This is a genomic window from Bacteroides caccae (assembly GCF_002222615.2).
In the GTDB taxonomy this organism is placed as follows: domain Bacteria; phylum Bacteroidota; class Bacteroidia; order Bacteroidales; family Bacteroidaceae; genus Bacteroides; species Bacteroides caccae.
The window spans coordinates 906,517-929,215 of sequence record NZ_CP022412.2; the positions used below are offsets into that span (position 1 = coordinate 906,517).

The following is a 22,699-nucleotide window of genomic DNA, read 5'->3' on the forward strand; positions in this document are numbered from 1 at the left end:
AATACTCATAACGAATCTAATCATGAAACATATTTATTCTTATTTATTCTTACCATTTCTCTTTTTTTTATTTGCATGTAGTGATACGGAAGAAAATTTGATTGATCCTTATTTGACTGTTGAGCTCGAAAATAATGTATTCAATGTACCTATTGAAGGAAAAACGGGAACTATAAAAATACATACCAATTTGTCTGATTGGGAATTGGTTCCTAAAATTTCAAGTGGATACGATTGGTGTAAAACTTCTATTGGTTTATCGGCTTCAGATATTCATTTACTGACATTTAATGTCGCTCCTAATGAAGAAGTGGGCAGGCGTGAGGCTGAGTTCGTTCTACGTGGTACAGGAGTTGAAAGTATACCTTTTCGAGTGGTACAGTTAGGTTCAGAACCGGAAATATTGGTAAACATTGAATCAAAACTTTTATCAAAGGAGGCACAAACATTTACTATGAAAGTGACAGCTAATGTAGAATATACCCTTCAGAATGAAGAAAAATGGCTGACATTGAAAGAAGGACCGGATACGAGAGGAATGGTGGAGTCGGAATATCAATATAGTGTGACTGCTAATATTGGTTTATCTCCACGTAGAGATATAATTCGAATAAATTCGGTTGAGCAAAGTGATGAACCTGTTGTGATAGAGGTTGCAGTAGAACAGGAAGCTGCAAACGTTGATGATGTTATTCCGGATGATATTAAGGTAAAGGTTGAAAGTGTTGGGATGATTCAAGGTACTGTTTATGGTGATGGAAAGTCGGGACCGGAAAAGACTATTGATGGTGATCTGAATACTCATTATGGATCGGGCACAAGTGCAAAACGGGAACCTATCATATTTGAGTATACACTGCAGGAAGGGACAGAAAAAGTTGATTATGTTATTTTACATCAAAGAAAAGCGGGAATAACAGTACATAATCAATTAACAAAAGGGGAAATAGCATATAAGTCTGCTGCGGTAACGGAATGGACTAAATGTGGTTCGTTTGATGAGTCAATAATAGTGCCGTCTATTCGGATGGATGTGAATGTGGTAAAACCTACTCATTTTCGTCTTACATTTGAACGTACACCAGAACCAAATCAAGGCAGTGTTGCTCTGGCAGAGTTTGAATGTTATCAGAAAGCAGAAGGTACTGATTTTGATCTGGCGGCTGATGCTGTTTATTTTGAAGGCAATGTTTTTTCTCAATTGAAACCTACGACTACCCAAGCTGACATTGTGAAAATCACTCATCCGATGATACGTGCCATTGCACAAGAACTTTTAGACAATACTTATCCGAGTGAGTTTCGGGTACGGACTTACCAGTCTTGTAAAAATCCGGTAACAGTTGGTGAAGGGTTGACAATTGGTAAAAGAAGTATTTGCGATAATCCGACAGGATTATTTTTTGAAAAGGATAAGAAGTATATTATATTTGTAGGAGACGAGATAGGTGATAAGACCCTAAACTTATATATCAAGGATTGGCGTGAAGGAGGCGAAAATCAGACTATTAGATTAAAAAGTGGTTTAAATACAATAATAACGACAGTAGACGGTACAGGGTATATACAGTATTGGACAGATATGGAAGTATATGAACCTGCCGTAAAAGTACATGTATGTTACGGTAATGAAATAGGATTTTGGGATGTACGTGCCGGACATACCAATGAAGATTGGAAACGTATTCTTAATTTAGCGAATATATGTGTCCAACGTTTGAATGTAACTAATGCTATGCTGGATGTTTTAGGTGAACGTGTTCAATTGATAAATACAGTTAATGCATTTAATACTTATTGTCCGGATGATATTATGAGTATAATGAATATGCATGATGAACTAATGCAGATAGAGTATATGATGATGGGATTAGTTAAAAACAATGCAGTTCCCCGAAATCGTATGTTGGGTGTGCGTTCATGGGGAGGATCCCCTAATTGGAATGGCACTTGTGCTAATTTTCCCAATAGTGAACAAGCTATGCTTGATAAAGGAGTTTTTCTTCAGAATATCTGGGTATTCGGGCATGAATTTGGTCATGGCAATCAAGTGGCTCAAATGAAAGGAGCCGGTTGGGCGGAAGTAACAAACAATATTTATGCGCAACAAGCCATGTATCAGATGAATAATGCTGCTTGTCGTTTGGAGCATACTGAATTTAAAAGGCAAGGTTATAATGATAAAGTAGTTGCCGATCGTTTTAATGCCTATTTGAATGATGCAATTGTGAAGAAAAAACCGTATTTGACACATGAAGGCGGACTTGTTAATGACCCTGAAAAAGGTGAATATTATAGTGCTGATCCGTTTGTTTCATTGGCTCCTCTTTGGCAATTATCTCTCTTTTTTATGTTAACAGAAGATGCTCCGTGGTCTAAACCTGATTTCTGGCCAGATGTACATTGGGCAGCTATTCACGATAATAATTCGGTATATACTTATGGCGAAAAATATGTAAATTTCATGAAACGTGCGATGGATGCATCAGAGATGAATTTGACCGATTTCTTTAAAAAGATGGGATTACTGCGGGAGATTAATATGAAAGTCGGGGATTATGGGCCGGCAAAGCAAATAACGATAACGAAAGAAATGGTAGGGGAGATAGAAAACTATGGTAAGAGTAAATCTCCGGTACCTACTCCTGTTATTTATTATATATCTGGAAATAGTCTGGATACATATAAAAAACAACTTTCTGTACAAGGAGTTTTTAATCAAGGGGTATCTAATGGTAATCTTTCGAAAACAGTTTCTCATTCGGTGTGGAAAAATGTCGTAGCATTTGAAACGTATGCTGGTAATGAGTTAGTTGAAGTTTGTATTGTCGGTACAGGAACTATAGATAATTCAAGTACATTTATTCGTTATCCCAAAGGGGCTACTCGTATTGAAGCTGTCTCTTGGGATGGTAAAAGAACTTTGGTTTGTGGTACAAGATAAATTTATATGTAAAGAAAAGTATGAATATATTAAAGTATATATGTCTTCCCGGATTGTTAGTTTCCGGTGACATTCAGACCGTCTCGGCGGTAGAAAGTAAAACTGATAAAAATCCGAATATATTGGTGATCTTGATTGATGATGCGGGTTATAATGACTTCGGATTTATGGGATCAAAAGAGATGCAAACTCCTAATATTGATGCTTTAACCAGTGAGGGAGTCGTATTTACCGATGCTCATGTGGCTGCGACAGTAAGCAGTCCCTCAAGAGCTTGTCTTATCACAGGGCGTTATGGACATCGGTTCGGCTATGAATGTAACTTATCGGACCGTACTAATGGCCTTCCTTTGGAAGAAGAAACGATTGCGGAAGTATTTAAAACGAATGGATATCGTACTGCTGCTATTGGTAAGTGGCATTTGGGAAGTAGGGATGAACAACATCCTAATAATCGTGGATTTGATTTGTTTTACGGTATGAAAGCGGGGGGACGTGATTATTTTTATAATGAAAAAAAGAGTGACCGTCCCGGTGATGAACGTAACCTGTTATTGAATGACAGGCAAGTGAAATTTGAGAAGTATTTGACTGATGCTTTCAGTGAAAAAGCGGTTGAGTTTATAAATGAAAGTTCTCAGCCTTTCATGATGTATTTGGCTTATAATGCGGTGCATACTCCAATGCAAGCAACCGATGAAGATATGGCTAAGTTTGAAGGGCATCCGAGACAAAAACTAGCTGCAATGACCTATGCACTCGACAGGGGCGTAGGCACTGTAATTCGTGGACTGAAAGATAGTGGGAAATTTGATAATACATTGATTTTTTTCTTAAGTGATAACGGAGGAGCCACTACCAATCAGTCTTCAAATTATCCTTTGAAGGGTTTCAAAGGAAATAAATTTGAAGGTGGACATCGTGTGCCTTATTTTGTAGTATGGAAGAATGGAATTCCTGCTGGCAAGCCTTATGATGGTTTGGTTTCTTCTTTGGATATTTTTGCGACAGCTATTGATGCGGCCAGTATATCGAAAACACGTAATAGATTGGACGGTGTATCATTACTACCTTACCTGAAAGGTAAAAAAGGGGAACCCCATAAAGTGTTATACTGGCGTAAAATGGATACACGTGCTATTCGTTCGGGAGATTATAAATTAATCATCACTCATGGGGTTGATTCTGTATTGTATAATATCCGAAGAGATCCTGAAGAGATGAATAATTTGATAAACAAAGAGCCGGATTTGTATCATAAACTGGCGAAAAAATTGGCTAAATGGGAGAAAAATGAGTGTATTGAACCCTCATGGCTGGAAGAAGGCTGGCGAAAAATAACCAATAGGTATCATCAGCAGTTGATGCATAATGAGATTAAAACAGCTCAGGATTTATATAAGAAAAAATAGATAACTTATTAAGTATCCATAAAAAAAGAGACGGATGAGACATTTATATTTTCCGATATTGGCTGGTGGGTGTATGTTTGTATCAGCCTTACATGCACAGAACGAACGTCCCAATATTGTATTTATCATGGCTGACGATTTGGGTTGGAATGATCTTGGCATAACCGGAAGTGATTATTATGAGACGCCTAATATTGATAAACTGGCTTCTGAAGGGGTTTTCTTTGATAATGCTTATGCAGCGGCAGCCAATTCGGCACCGAGCCGTGCCTGTTTTATGACAGGTCTCTATACTCCGAGACACGGAGTATATACTGTGAGTCCTTCAGCGAGAGGAGATAAAACCAAGCGTAAATTGATTCCTATTACAAATACGGAGGACGTGCGGACAGACTTTGTTACTTTGGGAGAGGCATTAAAACAGCAGGGATATGTGTGCGGGCATATCGGGAAATGGCATTTGGGTAGTGATCTTGATGGCAGTAAAACCGGTCCCCTATCACAGGGATTTGATTATAATATAGCCGGCGACAGGGCCGGTTCACCTTACTCTTATTTTTACCCTTATTGTAGAAAGCAAAAGTGCCATTTGGGATTGGATGAGGGGAGTGAGGGAGAGTACCTGACAGATCGTTTGACAAGTGAAGCTATTAAATTTGTAGAACAGACAAAAGACAAGCCTTTTTTCCTCTATATGGCGCATCATGCGGTTCATACGCCTTTAAAGGCTCCCCAGACTTTGGTCGATAAATATCAGAAAAAGACTAAGGGGAAGTATCAGACGAATGCAATTTATGCGGCTATGGTAGAAAATCTGGATTGGAATGTAGGCAGGTTATGTCATGCTATTGACTCATTAGGACTCTCGGAAAATACGCTTATTGTCTTTTATTCTGATAATGGAGGTGCTGCGGCAGCAACCAATAATTTCCGGCTTAGAGGAGCCAAAGGAATGCCTTATGAAGGAGGAATCAGAGTTCCGCTTATAATGAAATACCCTCGTAAGATAAAAGCGGGAACAGTAGTTTCAGAACCTGTAACAGGAGTTGATTTCTATCCTACTTTAGTAGCATTGACTGGTGGAATACCGGATAACGGGCTTGATGGCGAGAATATTTTTGATCGGATGAAGAAAGGTACATCGAAAGTTCAAAGAGCGCTTTTCTGGCATTTTCCTGCTTATTTGGAAGGTTATCAGGGGCTTGGTAAAGATTTTAGAGCAACTCCATATTCCATCATCCGTTCGGGAGACTGGAAACTGATTTATTATTATGAAGATAAGTCAATGGAGCTTTTTAATTTGAAAAATGATAGAATGGAAAGGAATAATTTAGTTAATTTGCAACCGACTCTCGCAAAAGAACTGTATACCAGACTGATGAAATGGCTTATAGATACCCGTGCAGATATTCCGACAGAACTGAATCCTGCATATATAAAGGCGAAAAAACAATAACCCAATAACAATTATATTATGAAGAACTTTGATTTATGGATGAGTATCAGCGGCTCTTTGTTGATCGCAGCGCCGATTCAGGCACAGAAGAAAGCAAAAGAAAAACAACCTAACGTAATCTTTATTATTGCTGATGATTTAGGCTATGGAGATATGAGTTGTTATGGTGCCCATCGCGTTCAGACTCCTCATGTAGATGCATTAGCCAGTAGTGGTATTCGTTTTACGGATGCGCATGCGGTAGCTTCAACGAGTACACCGTCACGTTATTCTTTATTCACCGGACATTATGCCTGGCGTAGAAATGATACGGGAATTGCCCGTGGTGATGCAGGTATGGTTATCCGGCCGGAGCAAACTACGATTGCAGATATGTTTAAGTCTGCCGGATATACGACCGGAGCTATCGGGAAGTGGCATTTAGGCTTGGGGGATAAAACGGGTACGCAGGATTGGAACAAGAAAGTTAGTCCGGGGCCGGAAGATTTGGGATTTGACTACTCTTGCCTAATGGCTGCTACCGGTGACCGCGTGCCTTGTGTATGGATGGAAAATCAACAGGTGCTTAATTATGATCCATCGGCTCCTATTGAAGTAAGTTATACAAAGCCTTTTCCCGGCGAACCTACCGGAAAGAATAATCCGGAGTTATTGACAAATTTGAAACCGTCTCCGAATCATGGTCATAATCAGGCTATCGTTAATGGAATTTCCCGTATCGGATATATGAAGGGAGGAGGTAAAGCACTTTGGAAGGATGAAGACATTGCTGATACGATAATTGCGAAAACGGTAGGTTTTATCGAAAGAAATAGTGATAAACCTTTCTTCCTGTATGTAGGAACCAATGATGTGCATGTCCCTCGTTTTCCGCATCCTCGTTTTGTAGGCAAAAGCGGAATGGGGTATCGGGGAGATGCCATTCTTCAGTTTGATTATACGGTAGGTAAGATTCTGGAGGCATTAGAGAAACAGGGATTGCGGGAAAATACTTTAATTGTATTGAGTAGTGATAATGGTCCGGTGGTGGATGATGGCTATCAGGATCAGGCGGTAGAACTGTTGGGCGACCATCGTCCTTGGGGAAACCTGCGTGGAGGTAAATATAGTAATTTTGAAGCAGGTACTCGCGTTCCGTTTATTGTCAGCTGGCCTGATAAGGTGAAAAAAGGTAAAACTTCGGATGCTTTGGTGTCTCAGATTGATTTATTTGCTTCAATGGCTGAATTGGTGGGACAAGAGATGCAGTCGGGTGCCGGAGTAGACAGTCAGAATCAGTTGAAAGCCTTTTTGGGAACTGATCGTAAGGGACGTGATTATGTGATCGAAGCTTCTGGTTCTTTGTCTGTTTCAGACGGAGCCTGGAAATATATTACTCCGAATAAAGGGGCAGCTTTTATGAAACTGACAAGGACTGAGACTGGTAATGCTCCGGTAGATCAACTATACAATCTGAAAAAGGACAGAGGTGAGAAAGAAAATCTGGCTGAAAAATATCCGGAGAAGGTGAAAGCTATGAAAGCCATATTGGAACGGGAAAAAGCGAATACTAAGTAAGATAGGATATTCGGATGTTTAGGGATATGGCAAGGTGTAGGTAGAGAACCGAATTTTAATCATTGAATGTAATTATGTTTTTATTAAATCTTTTAGTAGCAGCCTCGGGAACGGTAGCAGGTTATCAGGAACGTCCTAATATTATTGTTTTTCTGGTAGATGATATGGGACTTATGGATACTTCCGTTCCTTTTCTGACAGACGGGAGCGGAAATCGGGTGAGGCATTCTTTAAATAATTGGTATCATACTCCCAACATGGAGAGGATGGCCGAACAAGGGATTTGCTTTTCTACTTTTTATGCGCAAAGTGTGAGTTCCCCTTCCAGAGCCTCATTGTTGACGGGGCAAAACGCAACAAGACATCGCACTACGAACTGGATTAATGCGGAAAGTAATAACCGTACTCCTTTCGGCCCTCCTGATTGGAATTGGAAAGGGCTGACGAAGGATATTCCGACCATGCCGAAAGTTCTGCAACAGGCTGGATATAAGACGATTCATATAGGAAAAGCTCACTTCGGCTGTATGGATAGCGAGGGTGAAAATCCGTTGAATCTTGGTTTTGATGTCAACATTGCGGGGTCGGGAATAGGACATCCCGGCAGTTATTATGGTGAGTGGGGATACGGTCATATTAAAGGTTCGAAAGCCAGAGCAGTACCCGATCTGGAGAAATATCATGGTACGGATACTTTCCTGAGCGAAGCCCTGACGATAGAGGCTAACCGTGAGATAGCTAAAGCTGTGGAAGAAAAGCGTCCTTTTTATTTGAATATGGCTCATTATGCTGTCCATGCACCTTTCCAGGCCGACAAACGTTTTCTGTCCCGTTATACAGACCCAAATAAGAAGGAACAGGCCAAGGCCTTTGCTACATTGATAGAAGGCATGGATAAGTCTTTGGGGGACATCATGGACCAACTTGAAAAATTGGGAATTGCGGAAAACACTTTGATTTTCTTTTTGGGAGATAACGGTGGAGACGCACCTTTAGGAGAAGAACGGGGATATGGTTCTTCCGCGCCATTGAGAGGAAAAAAGGGTACGGAGTTTGAAGGTGGTATGCGTGTGCCTTTTATTGTGAGTTGGGCAAAGCCCCGGAAAGGTAATAAATTTCAGAAGCGGTTACCTATTGAAGCCGGAGGTATGCAAAGCCAACTGGGAACGATCATGGATATTTATCCGACAGTTTTATCGGTAGCCGGATGTAAACTGCCTGCCGATTATGTAATAGACGGATTCGATCTAAAGAAGCAGCTAAGTGGAAAAGTCAATAGAAAACGTCTTGAAACGTTCCTTATGCACTTCCCTCACGCTCATCGCGGCAATTACTTCACAGTATATCGCGAGGGAGATTGGAAGCTGATTTACTATTATTCGCCGGAGACTCCGAAGCAACCGAAAGCGGTACTTTATAATCTGAAAGAGGATCAGGAAGAGAAAAAAGAACTTTCTTCTGTATTTCCTGATAAATGTAGGGAGATGATTCGTAATATGTCGTCTCGGTTGGAAAAAGAAGGCGCTCTTTATCCTATTGATAAACAAGGAAATGAGCTGAAACCTTTTGTTTATTTTTAAGATTCTCTTTTGTTTACCTCTAATTTTAAGTAAGTGAAAAATAATGAGTTATCGAAAGTTGTTGTTTGCTATATTGTTTCTATTGACTATTGATTCATATGCTTCGGTAGTAACTGTTTCTACTCATGTGCATGATATGGAATTTCGAGACTTGGCAAGAAAATGGGATGAAGCAATACCGCTAGGAAATGCGACTATTGGTTCTTTAATCTGGCAAAAAGGAGAACGTTTGCGTATGTCCATAGATCGCAGTGATTTGTGGGACTTGCGGCATTCTAAAGAATTAGAAGGAGAAGGCTTCTCTTTTCATTGGTTGTACGAACAGCTTCAAAAAGGAGATTATACACCGGTACAGAGGCGGTTTGATAATCCATATAACGCTTATCCCGGCCCTTCAAAAATTCCGGGTGCGGGTTTGGAGTTTCCAATAGAACATTTTGGAGAGGTTGAAAAAGTGCATTTATATCAACGACAAGCTGTATGTGAAGTTGTATGGAAATCAGGAGTATCCTTACGCTGTTTTGTCCATGCCCAAAAACCTGTGGGTTGGTTTATATTTGAAGGGGTAGAAGCTGATTTTGAGCCATTATTAATTCCTCCTTCTTATAATGAAGAAGTAAGACATACCGCTGAAGATCATAGTCAACATAGTCTGTTCCGACTCGGATATGAACAAGGAAAAGTTGAACGGACATTATCCGATAAATTTGTTTATAATCAACCTGGTTGGGGGGATTTTTCTTATTCGGTTGCAGTAAAATGGAAGCGGTTTGGAGAAAAAATAATAGGTGTATGGAGTGTTACCTCTTCTCTTGTAAAAGAAGAAGCATCACAAATTGTGGATGAGGCTATGAATGCCGGAATAGAGGCTTATTATCAGACTCACCAAAATTGGTGGAATATATTTTATAGCCGTTCGTCTGTCACATTGCCGGACAAGGTGATAGAAAAGCAATATTACAATGAAATTTATAAAATGGGGAGTATCTCTAGAAAAGACTCGTATCCGATATCTTTACAGTCTGTGTGGACAGCTGACAATGGGCAATTACCTCCTTGGAAAGGTGATTATCATCACGATTTGAATACACAATTGAGTTACTGGCCTTTTTATACTGGCAATTATCTGGAAGAAAGTTACGGATATTTACATACTTTGTGGAATCAACTGAAGGAAAATAAGAGATATACGAGAACCTATTTTGGAACTGAGGGGTTGAATGTTCCGGGAGTTTGTACTTTACTGGGACAACCGATGGGAGGATGGTGTCAATATTCATTAGGCCCAACTGTTTCCGCATGGCTTTCCCAGCATTTTTATTTATACTGGAAATATTCACAGGACCGTCAATTTTTAATAGACAGGTGTTATCCCTATTTGAAAGAAGTTGCTACTTATTTGGAGCAGTTTACTATAGTGAAAGATGGGATAAGAAGTTTACCTTTAAGTTCATCTCCGGAATTTAAAGATAATAGTATGGATGCTTGGTTTAGAGAGATGACGAATTTTGACCGTGCATTGGTTCGTTTTGCTTTTCGTGCAGCAGCTGAATTGGCTAGGGAATTAGGGCGGAAAGATGAAGCTGATCATTGGGAGAAACTGGAGGAAGAATTACCTGATTTTATTCTTGATGCTCAAGGGGGATTGTCTATTGCTGTAGGGCATCCATACGAACATTCTCATAGACATTTTTCTCATTTATTAGCAATTCATCCGTTAGGATTGCTTGATAAATCTTATGGAAAAAGCGATTCTCAAATTATTGATGCTAGTTTGAATACATTAGATAAATACGGGCCTGGCGGTTGGACCGGGTATTCGTATAGTTGGTTGGCAAATTTAAAGGCACGGGCTTTTGATGGCAACGGAGCTGCTAAGGCCTTACGTATATTTGCGGAGTGTTTTTGTTTAAGAAATGGTTTTCATGCAAATGGAGATCAAAGTAGAAGTGGTAAGTCCGGATTTACTTATCGTCCATTTACATTAGAAGGGAATATGGCTTTTGCCTCCGGAGTTCAGGAGATGTTATTACAAAGTCACAGTGGAGTTATTCGTGTTTTTCCTGCTATTCCGTCCGATTGGAAAGATGTTTCGTTTGATAAGCTACGTGCCATAGGAGCCTTTGTTGTAAGTGCCAGTTTAGAAAACGGAGATGTTTCTTTGGTTAAAGTTGTTTCTGAGAAAGGAGGCTTGTTGCGTTTGGTCAATCCTTTTAAAGGAAAATTCAGGATTGCTGGGAAAAAGAAGAAGATTACTGAAAAGAATGGAGTTCTTGAGTTAAAAACACGGGCGGGTGAAGAAATAACGTTAGAAAGAATTGGTTTGTGAAGGCTTTAATTTGAGGAATGCATGAAAAGAAGCTATAATATTAAAAGAACATCATTTGTATGTGTTGCTCTTTTGTTAGTAGCTTTGCCGGGTGTGGCAGAGAAGAAAAGAGAAGCAAGAGGCATATCTCAATGTTGTCGGAGATTATTTTAATGACTACAAAGAGGAAAAAATAGTAAATGAGAAATATCCGGAGGTCTTGCAGAGACTGAAAAACAACTTGAAAACATTTAAATAACTACATAAATAAATATGAAAAACTTGAATTTGACTTTTTATGCGTTCGCAGGCATTTCTTCGATGCCTGTTACTCTGTTGGCCGGACAGTTTCAACCGGAGAAGAAATCTATAGATAAACAACACCCCAATATAGTACTTATTGTTGCTGACGATCTGGGTTACGGAGATTTGAGTTGCTATGGGGCTGATGCAATACAAACTCCCGGTATGGACCGTATTGCTAATGAGGGTATTCGTTTTACTCAAGGATTTTGTACGGCGGCTACTTCTACCCCCAGTCGTTATTCGGTAATGACAGGCAGGTATCCCTGGACAAATCCGGATGCAAAGATATTGCCGGGGAATGCAAAGTTGATTATTGATACAGAGGCAATTACTTTGCCTAAGGTAATGAAACAGGCCGGATACATAACCGGTTCCGTAGGAAAATGGCATATCGGACTGGGGGATGGTAATGTGGACTGGAATAAAAGAGTATATCCGGGAGCTTCTGAGATTGGATATGATTATTCGTTTATTCAGGCAGCTACGAATGATCGGGTGCCTTGCGTTTTTTTAGAGAATAATAAAGTGATAGGGCTTGAGGCGGAAGACCCGCTTTATGTTGACTATCGGAAAAATTTTCCTGGAGAGCCTACGGGGAAAGATAATCCGGAATTATTAAGAATGCATCCCAGTGTCGGGCATGCCGGTTCGATAGTGAATGGAGTGCCCCGTATTGGTTTCCAAAAAGGGGGAAAGGCAGCACAATGGCGGGATGAGGATATGGCACAGTTATTTCTTCAAAAAGCGAAGCAATTTGTCGTAGATAATAAAGAGCGTCCTTTTTTTCTTTATTATGGCCTGCATCAGCCGCATGTGCCTAGAGTACCTAATGAACGTTTTATTGGCAAGTCGGGTATGGGGCCTCGCGGAGATGTTATTCTCGAAGCTGATTGGTGTGTTGATGAGTTTTTGAAAGAACTGGACCGGTTGGGACTGGCAGAAAATACGATTGTAATATTGACGAGCGATAACGGTCCTGTGTTGGATGATGGATATAAGGACCAAGCAGTAGAGTTGGTTGGTAAGCACCGTCCGGCAGGCCCTCTTCGCGGTTGGAAGACGACGATGTATGACGGAGGAGTACGTGTGCCGTTTATGTTGCGCTGGCCCGCTATGGTAAAACCAGGAGTATCCGACGCTTTTGTTTGTCAGATGGATCTGTTGGCTTCATTTGCCGGACTGTTGGGACAAACTTATCCGGATAAACTTGATAGTCGGAACACCTTGAAGGCTTTTCTGGGTAAAAGTAAAAAGGGTCGGGAAGAATTGGTAATTGAAGGTATGTTCAATTATGCCTATCGAAAAGGAGATTGGGCGTTAATACCTCCTTATCGTAAACAGACGGAATATCAACTTTATAATTTAAAAGAAGATATCGGGCAGAAGCATAACTTGGCTGATAAATATCCGAAAAAGGTAAAAGAGCTTACTGATGAGTTTGAAGCGCTGAAGCTGAGTACGGGTAAAAAAACTAGATTTTAATCGTTGAATATAAGTATGCTTTGATAAAAGATAAATAAGCTGAATCTTTATGTTTTTCTCTAAGTCGGTTCCTTTTTTGTATACCATTGTTTTCTTTGTTTAAGTTGGGCAAATAGTGAAAAAAAGTAATAAGAACAAAGAATATTTAAAAAAACGCCTTTTTGAATAGGGGTACAATGAACTGGTGTGTATTTATTATACATTAGCGAAATATTTCCGTAAATAAAGCGGAAGTATTGGAAAAACAAAAGTTGAGATAGAAATAAAAAGCAGTCTTATGTCTAATTCTAAATAAGTAAAACATGATTAAAAACCACTCTTTCTGTTTGCGAAAACTTAGATTTATCGCAGTGTTTTTACTCTTTTATCCGATTTCACTTCTTTCCATACAAGCATCTGAAAAGTCCGATATGAGTAATGTCGTTTCGAACACGGCTCAACAGACCTCGGGTATTCTTAGTGTGAAGAAAGTAAATCCGACAACAGTCGATGTGTTATTCTCCAATAATCAGCGGAGGACAATTGATTTTTACGGAGAGAATATCTTCCGTGTATTTCAGGATAATTCGGGAGGAATCATCCGTGACCCGGAAGCAAAACCTGAGGCACAGATACTTGTAGACCAGCCTCGTCGTCAAGTATCCAATCTGGCAATAGATGAAAAGGACGGCATTATAACATTGGCTACCGGAAAAGTCCGGGTCGAACTGAATAAACAGACAGGGCTGATGAAGGTCATCAATCTGGGAACAAATGCCTGTGTCATTGATGAAACTGCTCCTGTGGTATTCGAACCGAAGAAAGTAACTGTTACTTTGAAAGAGCAGCCGGATGAGTACTTCTATGGTGGCGGCGTACAGAACGGACGCTTCTCTCATAAAGGCAAAGTCATTGCTATCGAGAATCAGAATAGCTGGACCGACGGCGGCGTAGCATCCCCTACCCCTTTCTATTGGTCGACAAACGGCTACGGAATGATGTGGTATACATTTAAAAAAGGTGAGTATGACTTTGGCGCAACGGAAAAAAATGTTGTGAAACTATCTCACAATTCTTCCTACCTTGATATTTTTTATATGGTTAACGATGGAGCCGTTGCGTTGCTGAACGACTTCTATCAACTGACGGGAAATCCTGTTTTACTCCCCAAATTTGGTTTTTACGAAGGACATTTGAATGCCTACAACCGTGACTATTGGAAAGAAGATGAAAAAGGAATTCTTTTTGAAGATGGAAAACGCTACAAAGAAAGTCAGAAAGACAATGGTGGTATCAAAGAATCTCTGAACGGTGAAAAGAACAACTATCAGTTCTCCGCTCGTGCAGTGATCGACCGCTATAAGAGCCATGACATGCCCCTCGGCTGGCTGCTTCCCAACGACGGTTACGGTGCAGGATACGGACAGACCGAAACGCTGGACGGTAACATTGCCAACTTGAAAAGTCTGGGAGATTATGCCCGTCAAAACGGAGTGGAGATCGGACTTTGGACACAGTCAGACTTGCATCCGAAGGAAGGCGTAAGTGCTTTGCTGCAACGTGATATTGTGAAAGAGGTTCGTGATGCAGGCGTGCGTGTACTGAAAACAGACGTAGCGTGGGTAGGTGCCGGATACTCCTTCGGGTTGAACGGTGTGGCTGACGTAGGCCGTATTATGCCTTACTATGGAAATGATGCACGTCCTTTCATTATCTCTTTGGACGGTTGGGCAGGCACACAACGTTATGCCGGAATTTGGTCGGGCGACCAGACAGGCGGTGTGTGGGAATATATTCGTTTCCATATCCCTACTTATATAGGCTCCGGCCTTTCCGGTCAACCGAATATTTGTTCGGACATGGACGGAATCTTCGGTGGCAAGAATGAAACAGTCAATATACGTGATTTTCAATGGAAAACATTTAGTCCGATGCAATTGAATATGGACGGCTGGGGCGCCAATGAGAAGTACCCCCATGCTTTAGGCGAACCGGCCACATCCATAAACCGGATGTTCTTGAAGTTGAAATCCGAATTGATGCCTTACACATATAGTTTTGCCAAAGAGGCGGTAGACGGAATGCCTCTTATCCGTGCGATGTTCCTGGATTATCCCAGTGCTTATACGCATGGAACGGCTACCCAGTACCAGTATATGTATGGTACGGATTTCCTTGTAGCTCCCGTTTATCAGAAAACCCAGGCTGATGAGAAAGGCAATGATATCCGCGACGGTATTTATCTGCCCGCCGGCTCCTGGATTGATTATTTCAGTGGCGAGAAGTACGAAGGTAACTGTATTCTCAACAACTTCGATACTCCTATCTGGAAACTTCCCGTATTTGTGAAGAATGGCTCTATCATTCCGATGACCAACCCTCATAATAACGTTAGCGAGATAGACAAGTCTCTGCGTATTTATGAGTTCTACCCGAACGGGCACACTGAAACCATAGAGTATGATGATGACGGTGTAACGGAAGCTTACCGCCGGAATAAATCAGTATCTACCCTGATTGAATCGGACGTAAACGACAAGAAGAACCGTCTTACTATCACCATTCATCCGACAGCCGGAAACTTTGACGGTTTTGTGAAGGATAAAAAGACGGAATTGCGTATCAATGTTACCGAAAAACCGAAGAAACTTGTCGCTAAGGTGAACAAGAAAACGGTGAAACTTATGGAAGTAACTACGGCCGAAGATTTCCTGAAAGGCGAGAACGTCTACTGGTATGAAGCTACTCCCAACCTGAATAAATTCGCTACTAAAGGCAGTGAATTTGAGAAAGTGGTCATTACAAAGAATCCGCAACTACGCGTTAAACTGGCTTCTGCCGACATTACGGTCAGTCAGGTTGTGCTGAACGTAGACGGTTTCCGTTTTGCGCCTGCCGATCGTTACCGTGTGACTACCGGTACTTTGACCATGCCGCAGAATGCACAAGTGACCGAAGAAAACCGCGAAGCATACACCTTGAAACCGACATGGGATAAGGTCGCTAATGCAGATTTCTATGAAATCGAATTCGACGGTATGCTTTATACGACTATCCGCAATACTTATTTATTGTTTGAAGGGCTGAATGCAGAAACTCCGTACTCTTTCAAAGTACGTGCTGTCAATAAAGACGGCGTTTCCGACTGGGCAACTATTCAGGTAACGACGAAGGCCAATCCGTTGGAATTTGCTATTCACGGAATCGAAGGTGAATCAACTGCCGCTTCTCAGGGAGGATTCGGAGTGAACCGTTTGTTCGACTTTGCCGAATCGGGAGACAACTGGCATACGAAGTACCGTGTGAATGCAATGCCGCTTGATCTGATTATCGACCTCAAGACGGTGAACCAACTGGATAAGTTCCACTACTTGCCGCGTACTGATGCCGGTAACGGTACATTATTGAAAGGTACGGTATATTATAGCATGGATAAGGAACATTGGACGGAAGCGGGTGCATTCGATTGGAAACGCAACGGTGATGTGAAGATATTCAGCTTCGAGTCCCGTCCTACTGCACGCTATATCAAACTTGCCGTTACGGAAGGTGTAGGAAATTACGGTTCCGGCCGCGAATTGTACGTATTCAAAGTGCCTGGAACAGCCAGCTACTTGCAGGGAGATATCAACAATGACGGTAAGATCGACCGCAACGACTTGACTTCTTATATGAATTACACGGGCTTGCGCCGTGGAGATTCTGATTATGAAGGATATATCAGCAAAGGGGATATAAACATGAATGATCTGATAGACGCTTACGATATCAGCGTGGTAGCTACTCAGCTCGAAGGTGGTGTCGGTAGAAAAGATACGCTTAAAGTATCGGGCTCTTTATCAATCAGCACCCCGAAACGCCTCTATCAGAAGGATGAAATCGTTGAAATCCGCGTGAAGGGTAATGACCTGAAAGCTGTGAATGCACTTAGCTTTGCATTGCCTTACGATCAGAATGACTTTGAGTTCGTTGGTGTAGAGCCGCTGAATATGAAAGCAATGGAAAACCTGACTTACGACCGCTTGCATACCAATGGAGTGAAATCGCTCTATCCTACGTTTGTCAATATAGGAAAGCAGGAAGCATTGAATGGTTCGGAAGAATTGTTTGTCCTGAAGCTGAAAGCGAAACGTAAAGTGAAGTTTGAATTGACTTTGAAAGACGGAATATTGGTTGATAAGGAACTGAGAATGCATCAATTCTAGTGATAGAAGCAGCATTCCTGAATCATTCAATCTATTTTTTCTTGTAAAATGGTTAGGGGAGCAAATAGTAGAGGCTGGAAATAAAAATCCGACTCTACTGTTTGCTCTGTTTTTTTAGAAAAAATAGAATCGGCTCTTTATATCAGTCTAGGATTTATTTCGTAGTTTTACGGACGTATTAGCAAGGAGTGTAACCTCAAATAGTAAAGATTGTATGGAATGTAGAATACGTCGGTGGCGGATAGAAGATGCCAATGACATTGCAGAGACGCTGAATAACAAGAAAGTGCTTGATAATTTGAGAGACGGCATTCCTTTCCCCTATACGGTGGAGGATGCGAAAGAGTTCATACAAGCGATGAATGTTGCCGATCCGGAAACTACTTTTTCATTTGCCATTACTGTAGATGACAAGGCAATAGGAAGTATAGCCGCGTTCCGTCAGAGCAATATACATTCGAAAACGGCTGAAGTAGGTTATTATATTGCAGAACCCTATTGGGGAAAAGGACTTGGAACGAGTGCCATCAGACAGATATGTGAGTATATCTTTCGCAATACCGATATCATCCGGCTCTTTGCGGAGCCTTTCGCACATAATATCGGCTCTTGTCGTATCCTTGAGAAAAGCGGCTTTCAGTTGGAGGGAACGCTGAGAAAGAATGCGGTGAAGAATGGCGTCGTTGTGGATATGAAGATGTATTCAATCCTGAATTGTGATAAGGCATAATCTTATCGTTTTTCTAACGATCGTACCATTTATTGATTCAGTACTGTTGAGAGCGATGTATAAGCGCGGATTATTCTTGAAAGTCTGGTGAAATAATGTTTGATTTAAGTAGCTTGTATGCCGTGTGTGCTGGACATATAGATCCGGCACGTAGGCCATATATACCCAACGCATTGGATCTATATGTCCAATACGTTGGATCTATATGCCCGATATACACGGTATATATCTCCTGTAATTAGTTGATAAACATCGCTATTTCACAATGCTTTCCGCTCTTTCCAACGCTATATTTATGTTCGGGCAGATGTTTTCTTTTCCCAGCAGTTCATAGAAGCCGGATTTCTCCAGCACTTTATGTACCTTATCATTTACTCCGGAAAGGATAACAGTTGTTTTTTCTTTCTGCGACATTTCACAAAGCACGGTCAGGTTGTGTATGCCTGTGGAGTCAATGAACGGAACTTTTCTCATACGGATGATACGTACTTTCGGGCGGTCTCCCAGTTGTGCCATGGTGTCTTCAAACTTTGTAGCGATACCGAAGAAATAGGGGCCGTTGATCTCATATACCTCTACGCCTTTCGGGATGATGAGGTTCTCTTCGTGCACGGCAATGTCCGATTCTTTGTTCGGGTCAATCTCGTCGGTGATGACAGAGATTTCGGTTGTCTCCATTACGCGTTTCATAAAGAGAACGCAGGCAATGATTAATCCTACTTCGATAGCAACGGTTAAATCGAAAATGACCGTAAGGAAGAAAGTGATAAGCAACACAGTGACGTCTGATTTCGGGTTTTTCAGTAAAGCCTTGAATACGCGCCAGCCGCTCATGTTATAAGATACAATGACTAACACGCCGGCAAGGCATGCCATGGGGATGTATTGTGCCAGCGGCATCAGGAAAAGCAGAATCAGGAGCAGGATTACTGCATGAATAATTCCGGCTATCGGTGTCTTGCCACCGTTGTTGATGTTCGTCATGGTACGGGCGATAGCTCCGGTAGCGGGGATACCTCCGAACAGAGGGGCTACGATATTTGCCGCGCCTTGCGCGATAAGCTCTGTGTTGGAATCGTGGCGGTCGCCAATCACACCGTCGGCTACCGTGGCGGACAGCAATGATTCGATAGCTCCTAATACGGCAATCGTGATAGCTACCGGAAATAATTCCCTGATAGCTTCCCAGTCTAGGGCGGGCACGACAGCGTCAGGCAATTCCGATTTGATAGTGAAACGGTCTCCTATCGTCTGGATGCAGTCGATTCCTCCGAAGGTTTTCATCAGATAGACGGCAGCAGTGACAACGACAATTGCTATCAGTGAGCCGGGAATTTTTTTTGAGAACTTGGGGGTAATGGCGATGATAATAATGCTGACAACGCTCACGATAGTGTTCCACCAGTTGACCGTATCGAAGTGACGGAAATAAATCATCCACTTCCCGACGAAATCTCCCGGCACTTTCTCCTCTCCAAAAGATAAACCGAAAATATCGGCAATCTGGGTAGTGAAAATAGTAACGGCGATACCGCTGGTAAATCCGACAATGATAGGATAAGGGATAAACTTGATGACTGCACCGAGTTTGAAGACTCCCAGTAATACAAGCAGTACACCTGCCATGAGCGTGGCTACAATCAGTCCGGCTTCACCGTATTGCTGGATAATGCCGTAGATGATAACGATGAAAGCACCTGTCGGGCCGCCGATCTGGACTTTGCTACCTCCCATTAGGGAGATGATAAATCCGGCGATGATAGCGGTGATAATACCTTTTTCGGGCGATACTCCCGAGGCGATACCGAAGGCGATAGCCAATGGAAGTGCCACGATACCTACGATGATGCCGGCCATTAGGTCCGCCATAAACGTTTCTTTCGAGTAATTCTTCAGACAAGAAACCAGCTTGGGTTTAAATTCAAATAGCTTCATTTTTATGAGTTGTTATACGTGTAATCTGACCTTTTTGCAAAGTAGAGGTTGCAAAATTATATAAAATAATCGAAATAAGTATGTTCTCCAGCATATTATTTGTCTGTTGATAGATTTCATCAATGAACTGATAGTTTTTATTCATAAAGAAAAGTCGGTTTATTACGAACAATTCGCTTATATTTGCGTTATAAATAGTACGACAAGTTACGTTTGGTAATTACCAATTTAAAATATAGATTAGAATTATGGCTAAAAGTATTAAAGGAACTCAGACAGAGAAGAATCTGTTGACTTCATTTGCAGGAGAATCACAAGCAAGAATGCGTTACACTTATTTCGCAAGTGTGGCTAAAAAGGAAGGTTACGAACAGATTTCTGCTATCTTCACTGAAACGGCTGATCAGGAAAAAGAACATGCAAAACGTATGTTTAAGTTTCTGGAAGGTGGTATGGTTGAAATTACTGCCAGCTATCCGGCCGGTGTAATCGGTACTACACTCGAAAATCTTCGCGCTGCCGCTGCCGGCGAGCATGAAGAATGGTCACTGGATTATCCCCACTTCGCAGATGTAGCAGAACAGGAAGGTTTCCCGATGATTGCTGCTATGTACCGCAACATCTCTATCGCTGAAAAAGGTCACGAAGAAAGATATCTGGCTTTCGTGAACAATATCGAAAATATGACTGTATTCGCTAAAGAAGGCGAAGTGGTATGGCAATGCCGTAACTGCGGTTACATCACCGTAGGTAAGGAAGCTCCTGAAGTTTGTCCGGCTTGCCTGCATCCGCAAGCATATTTCGAAGTGAAGAAAGAAAACTATTAATCTGCGTCTACCGGGTTAATTGGATAAAGAAAAATGAGGCTGACTTGTTAATCAGCCTCATTTTCTATTTATTTCGGATACTGTCTTTGTAAATGGTAATTGTTCGTTCTCCTGTCGAATCATTCTTGATACTAGTTACATCTCCCCGTGTGGTGAAATATACATAGTTTCCCATATCAAAAAAACGGTAGACTTTTATTCCCTCGTGCTCAAACAGATAACTTACTTCGTAGGTTCTGTTGTTCTCGGATTTCCCACTTTTTAGCGGGATGCCTGTATAACAGGAAGCTAATCCTATCATACAGAACAAAGAAATAAAGAGTTGAGCTAATGTTTTCATAATTATTTCTTTGCGTGCGGATAATCTATCGTGTAATGCAATCCGCGGCTTTCCTTGCGTTCCATTGCCTGGCGCATAATCAGATAGCCGACATTCACCATATTGCGCAATTCACAGATTTCTCTGGAAGCGACACTACGTTTGAACAGGCTTTCAGTCTCTTCGTAGATAATGTCCAGTCTGTCCCAGGCACGTTTCAAGCGAAGGTCGCTGCGGACAATACCTACATACGTACTCATAATCTGATTTACTTCCTTCATGCTCTGTGTGATGAGTACCATTTCTTCCGGTGAGCGGGTACCTTCATCGTTCCATTCGGGGATGTTTTCGTTGTAGGAATATTGGTCGATGACTTGCAGACTGTGCTTGGCAGCTGCATCGGCATATACCACGGCTTCAATCAAAGAGTTGGAAGCCAGGCGGTTACCGCCGTGCAGTCCTGTGCAAGAACACTCTCCTACTGCGTATAGACGCTCGATAGAAGACTGTCCGTTCAGGTCTACCAGGATACCGCCGCAGAGATAATGGGCGGCCGGAGCTACCGGGATATAATCTTTAGTGATGTCGATGCCCAGACTCAGGCATTTCTCGTAGATATTGGGGAAATGTTTCTTTGTTTCTTCCGGATCTTTGTGGGTGACGTCCAAATAAACATGATCGTCTCCGCGATTCTTCATCTCGTTGTCAATGGCACGTGCCACGATGTCGCGCGGGGCAAGCGAGAGACGCGGGTCGTATTTCTGCATGAATTCCTTGCCGTCCATAGTACGGAGTACGCCACCGTAGCCGCGCATTGCTTCCGTAATCAGGAAAGAAGGACGGTCACCCGGATGATAAAGGGCGGTGGGGTGGAACTGTACAAATTCCATATCTTTCACCGTACCTTTGGCGCGGTAAACCATAGCGATGCCGTCTCCCGTGGCGACTAGCGGATTGGTTGTGGTCTTGTAGACGGCTCCTACTCCACCGGTGGCCATCAAAGTCACTTTGGCAAGATAGGTATCTACTTTTCCGGTCTTCGGATCGAGGATATAAGCACCGTAGCATTTGATGTCCGGTGTCTGGCGGGTAACGGTGACTCCCAGATGATGTTGGGTCAGGATTTCAATAGCAAACTGGTTCTCGATTACCGTGATATTGGGATGCCGTTGCACGGCTTTGATCAGGCTATCCTGTATTTCAGCTCCCGTATTGTCTTTGTGGTGAAGGATACGGAATTCAGAGTGTCCCCCTTCGCGGTGCAGGTCAAATTCGCCTTTCTCATTTTTGTCGAAGTCCACTCCCCACTTGATTAGTTCCTCAATTTGTGCGGGAGCTTCGCGCACTACTTTCTCCACTGCGGCACGGTCGCTGATCCAGTCGCCGGCGTTCATGGTGTCTTCAATGTGTTTGTCGAAATTGTCTACCAGCAGGTTGGTCACAGACGCTACCCCACCTTGTGCGAAGTACGTATTGGCCTCTTCCAGCCCACTTTTACAGATAAGAGCAACTTTACCTTTGTGCGCCACTTTCAGCGCAAAACTCATACCGGCAATTCCGGAGCCGATAACGAGGAAATCGAATTTTCTTACCATAATTTTGTTATTTCTCACCGCAAAGCTACAAAATAAGTTACTTCGTTGTACTTTTCGTTGTCAC

13 protein-coding genes are annotated in these 22,699 nt (G+C 42.0%); 10 read left to right on the plus strand and 3 right to left on the minus strand.

Annotated elements, in window-relative coordinates:
• The first annotated feature begins 22 nt into the window (after positions 1-22).
• The 9 genes from CGC64_RS03540 to CGC64_RS03580 all read left to right on the plus strand — a co-directional run bounded on the left by CGC64_RS03540 (position 23) and on the right by CGC64_RS03580 (position 17,959).
• Positions 23-2,944: a M60 family metallopeptidase gene (locus CGC64_RS03540; protein ID WP_005676790.1), complete on the plus strand. Its 2,922-nt coding sequence runs from the start codon at positions 23-25 to the stop codon at positions 2,942-2,944.
• Between the two features lie 20 nt (positions 2,945-2,964).
• Positions 2,965-4,356, plus strand: coding sequence for a sulfatase family protein (locus CGC64_RS03545; RefSeq protein ID WP_005676792.1), 1,392 nt, complete (start codon positions 2,965-2,967; stop codon positions 4,354-4,356).
• Positions 4,357-4,429: 73 nt separating this feature from the next.
• Positions 4,430-5,812: a sulfatase gene (locus CGC64_RS03550; protein WP_005676793.1), complete on the plus strand. Its 1,383-nt coding sequence runs from the start codon at positions 4,430-4,432 to the stop codon at positions 5,810-5,812.
• An 18-nt stretch (positions 5,813-5,830) separates the two neighbouring features.
• Entirely contained in the window at positions 5,831-7,369 is a 1,539-nt protein-coding gene (locus CGC64_RS03555) for a sulfatase family protein (protein ID WP_005676794.1), read from the plus strand.
• A gap of 74 nt (positions 7,370-7,443) precedes the next feature.
• A complete protein-coding gene (locus tag CGC64_RS03560; protein WP_005676795.1) occupies positions 7,444-8,949 on the plus strand; it encodes a sulfatase in 1,506 nt (501 codons plus the stop codon).
• A 43-nt stretch (positions 8,950-8,992) separates the two neighbouring features.
• A complete protein-coding gene (locus CGC64_RS03565; protein ID WP_005676796.1) occupies positions 8,993-11,278 on the plus strand; it encodes a glycosyl hydrolase family 95 catalytic domain-containing protein in 2,286 nt (761 codons plus the stop codon).
• 252 nt (positions 11,279-11,530) lie between these two features.
• The gene (locus tag CGC64_RS03570; protein ID WP_005676798.1) at positions 11,531-13,045 is read left to right on the plus strand and encodes a sulfatase family protein; all 1,515 of its coding nucleotides are present in this window, start codon (positions 11,531-11,533) and stop codon (positions 13,043-13,045) included.
• Positions 13,046-13,347: 302 nt separating this feature from the next.
• Entirely contained in the window at positions 13,348-17,229 is a 3,882-nt protein-coding gene (locus CGC64_RS03575) for a TIM-barrel domain-containing protein (RefSeq protein ID WP_005676799.1), read from the plus strand.
• A gap of 214 nt (positions 17,230-17,443) precedes the next feature.
• Positions 17,444-17,959 (plus strand): GNAT family N-acetyltransferase, encoded by a 516-nt coding sequence (locus CGC64_RS03580; protein ID WP_005676800.1) that lies wholly within the window; start codon positions 17,444-17,446, stop codon positions 17,957-17,959.
• A 255-nt stretch (positions 17,960-18,214) separates the two neighbouring features.
• On the opposite strand, the gene CGC64_RS03585 is transcribed toward CGC64_RS03580, so the two are convergent.
• Complete coding sequence (locus CGC64_RS03585) at positions 18,215-19,894, minus strand: SulP family inorganic anion transporter (protein WP_005676801.1); 1,680 nt, start codon at positions 19,892-19,894, stop codon at positions 18,215-18,217.
• 248 nt (positions 19,895-20,142) lie between these two features.
• Here CGC64_RS03585 and rbr point away from each other — a divergent pair, with 248 nt between their 5' ends.
• Positions 20,143-20,721: a rubrerythrin gene (gene rbr, locus CGC64_RS03590; protein ID WP_005676804.1), complete on the plus strand. Its 579-nt coding sequence runs from the start codon at positions 20,143-20,145 to the stop codon at positions 20,719-20,721.
• A 64-nt stretch (positions 20,722-20,785) separates the two neighbouring features.
• Here rbr and CGC64_RS03595 read toward each other — a convergent pair whose 3' ends face one another.
• Together CGC64_RS03595 and nadB are read right to left on the minus strand one after the other, a co-directional pair.
• Positions 20,786-21,061, minus strand: a complete 276-nt coding sequence (locus CGC64_RS03595; RefSeq protein WP_005676805.1) for a DUF4884 domain-containing protein — start codon at positions 21,059-21,061, stop codon at positions 20,786-20,788.
• A gap of 2 nt (positions 21,062-21,063) precedes the next feature.
• Entirely contained in the window at positions 21,064-22,635 is a 1,572-nt protein-coding gene (gene nadB / locus CGC64_RS03600; RefSeq protein WP_005676806.1) for an L-aspartate oxidase, read from the minus strand.
• Positions 22,636-22,699: the final 64 nt, after the last annotated feature.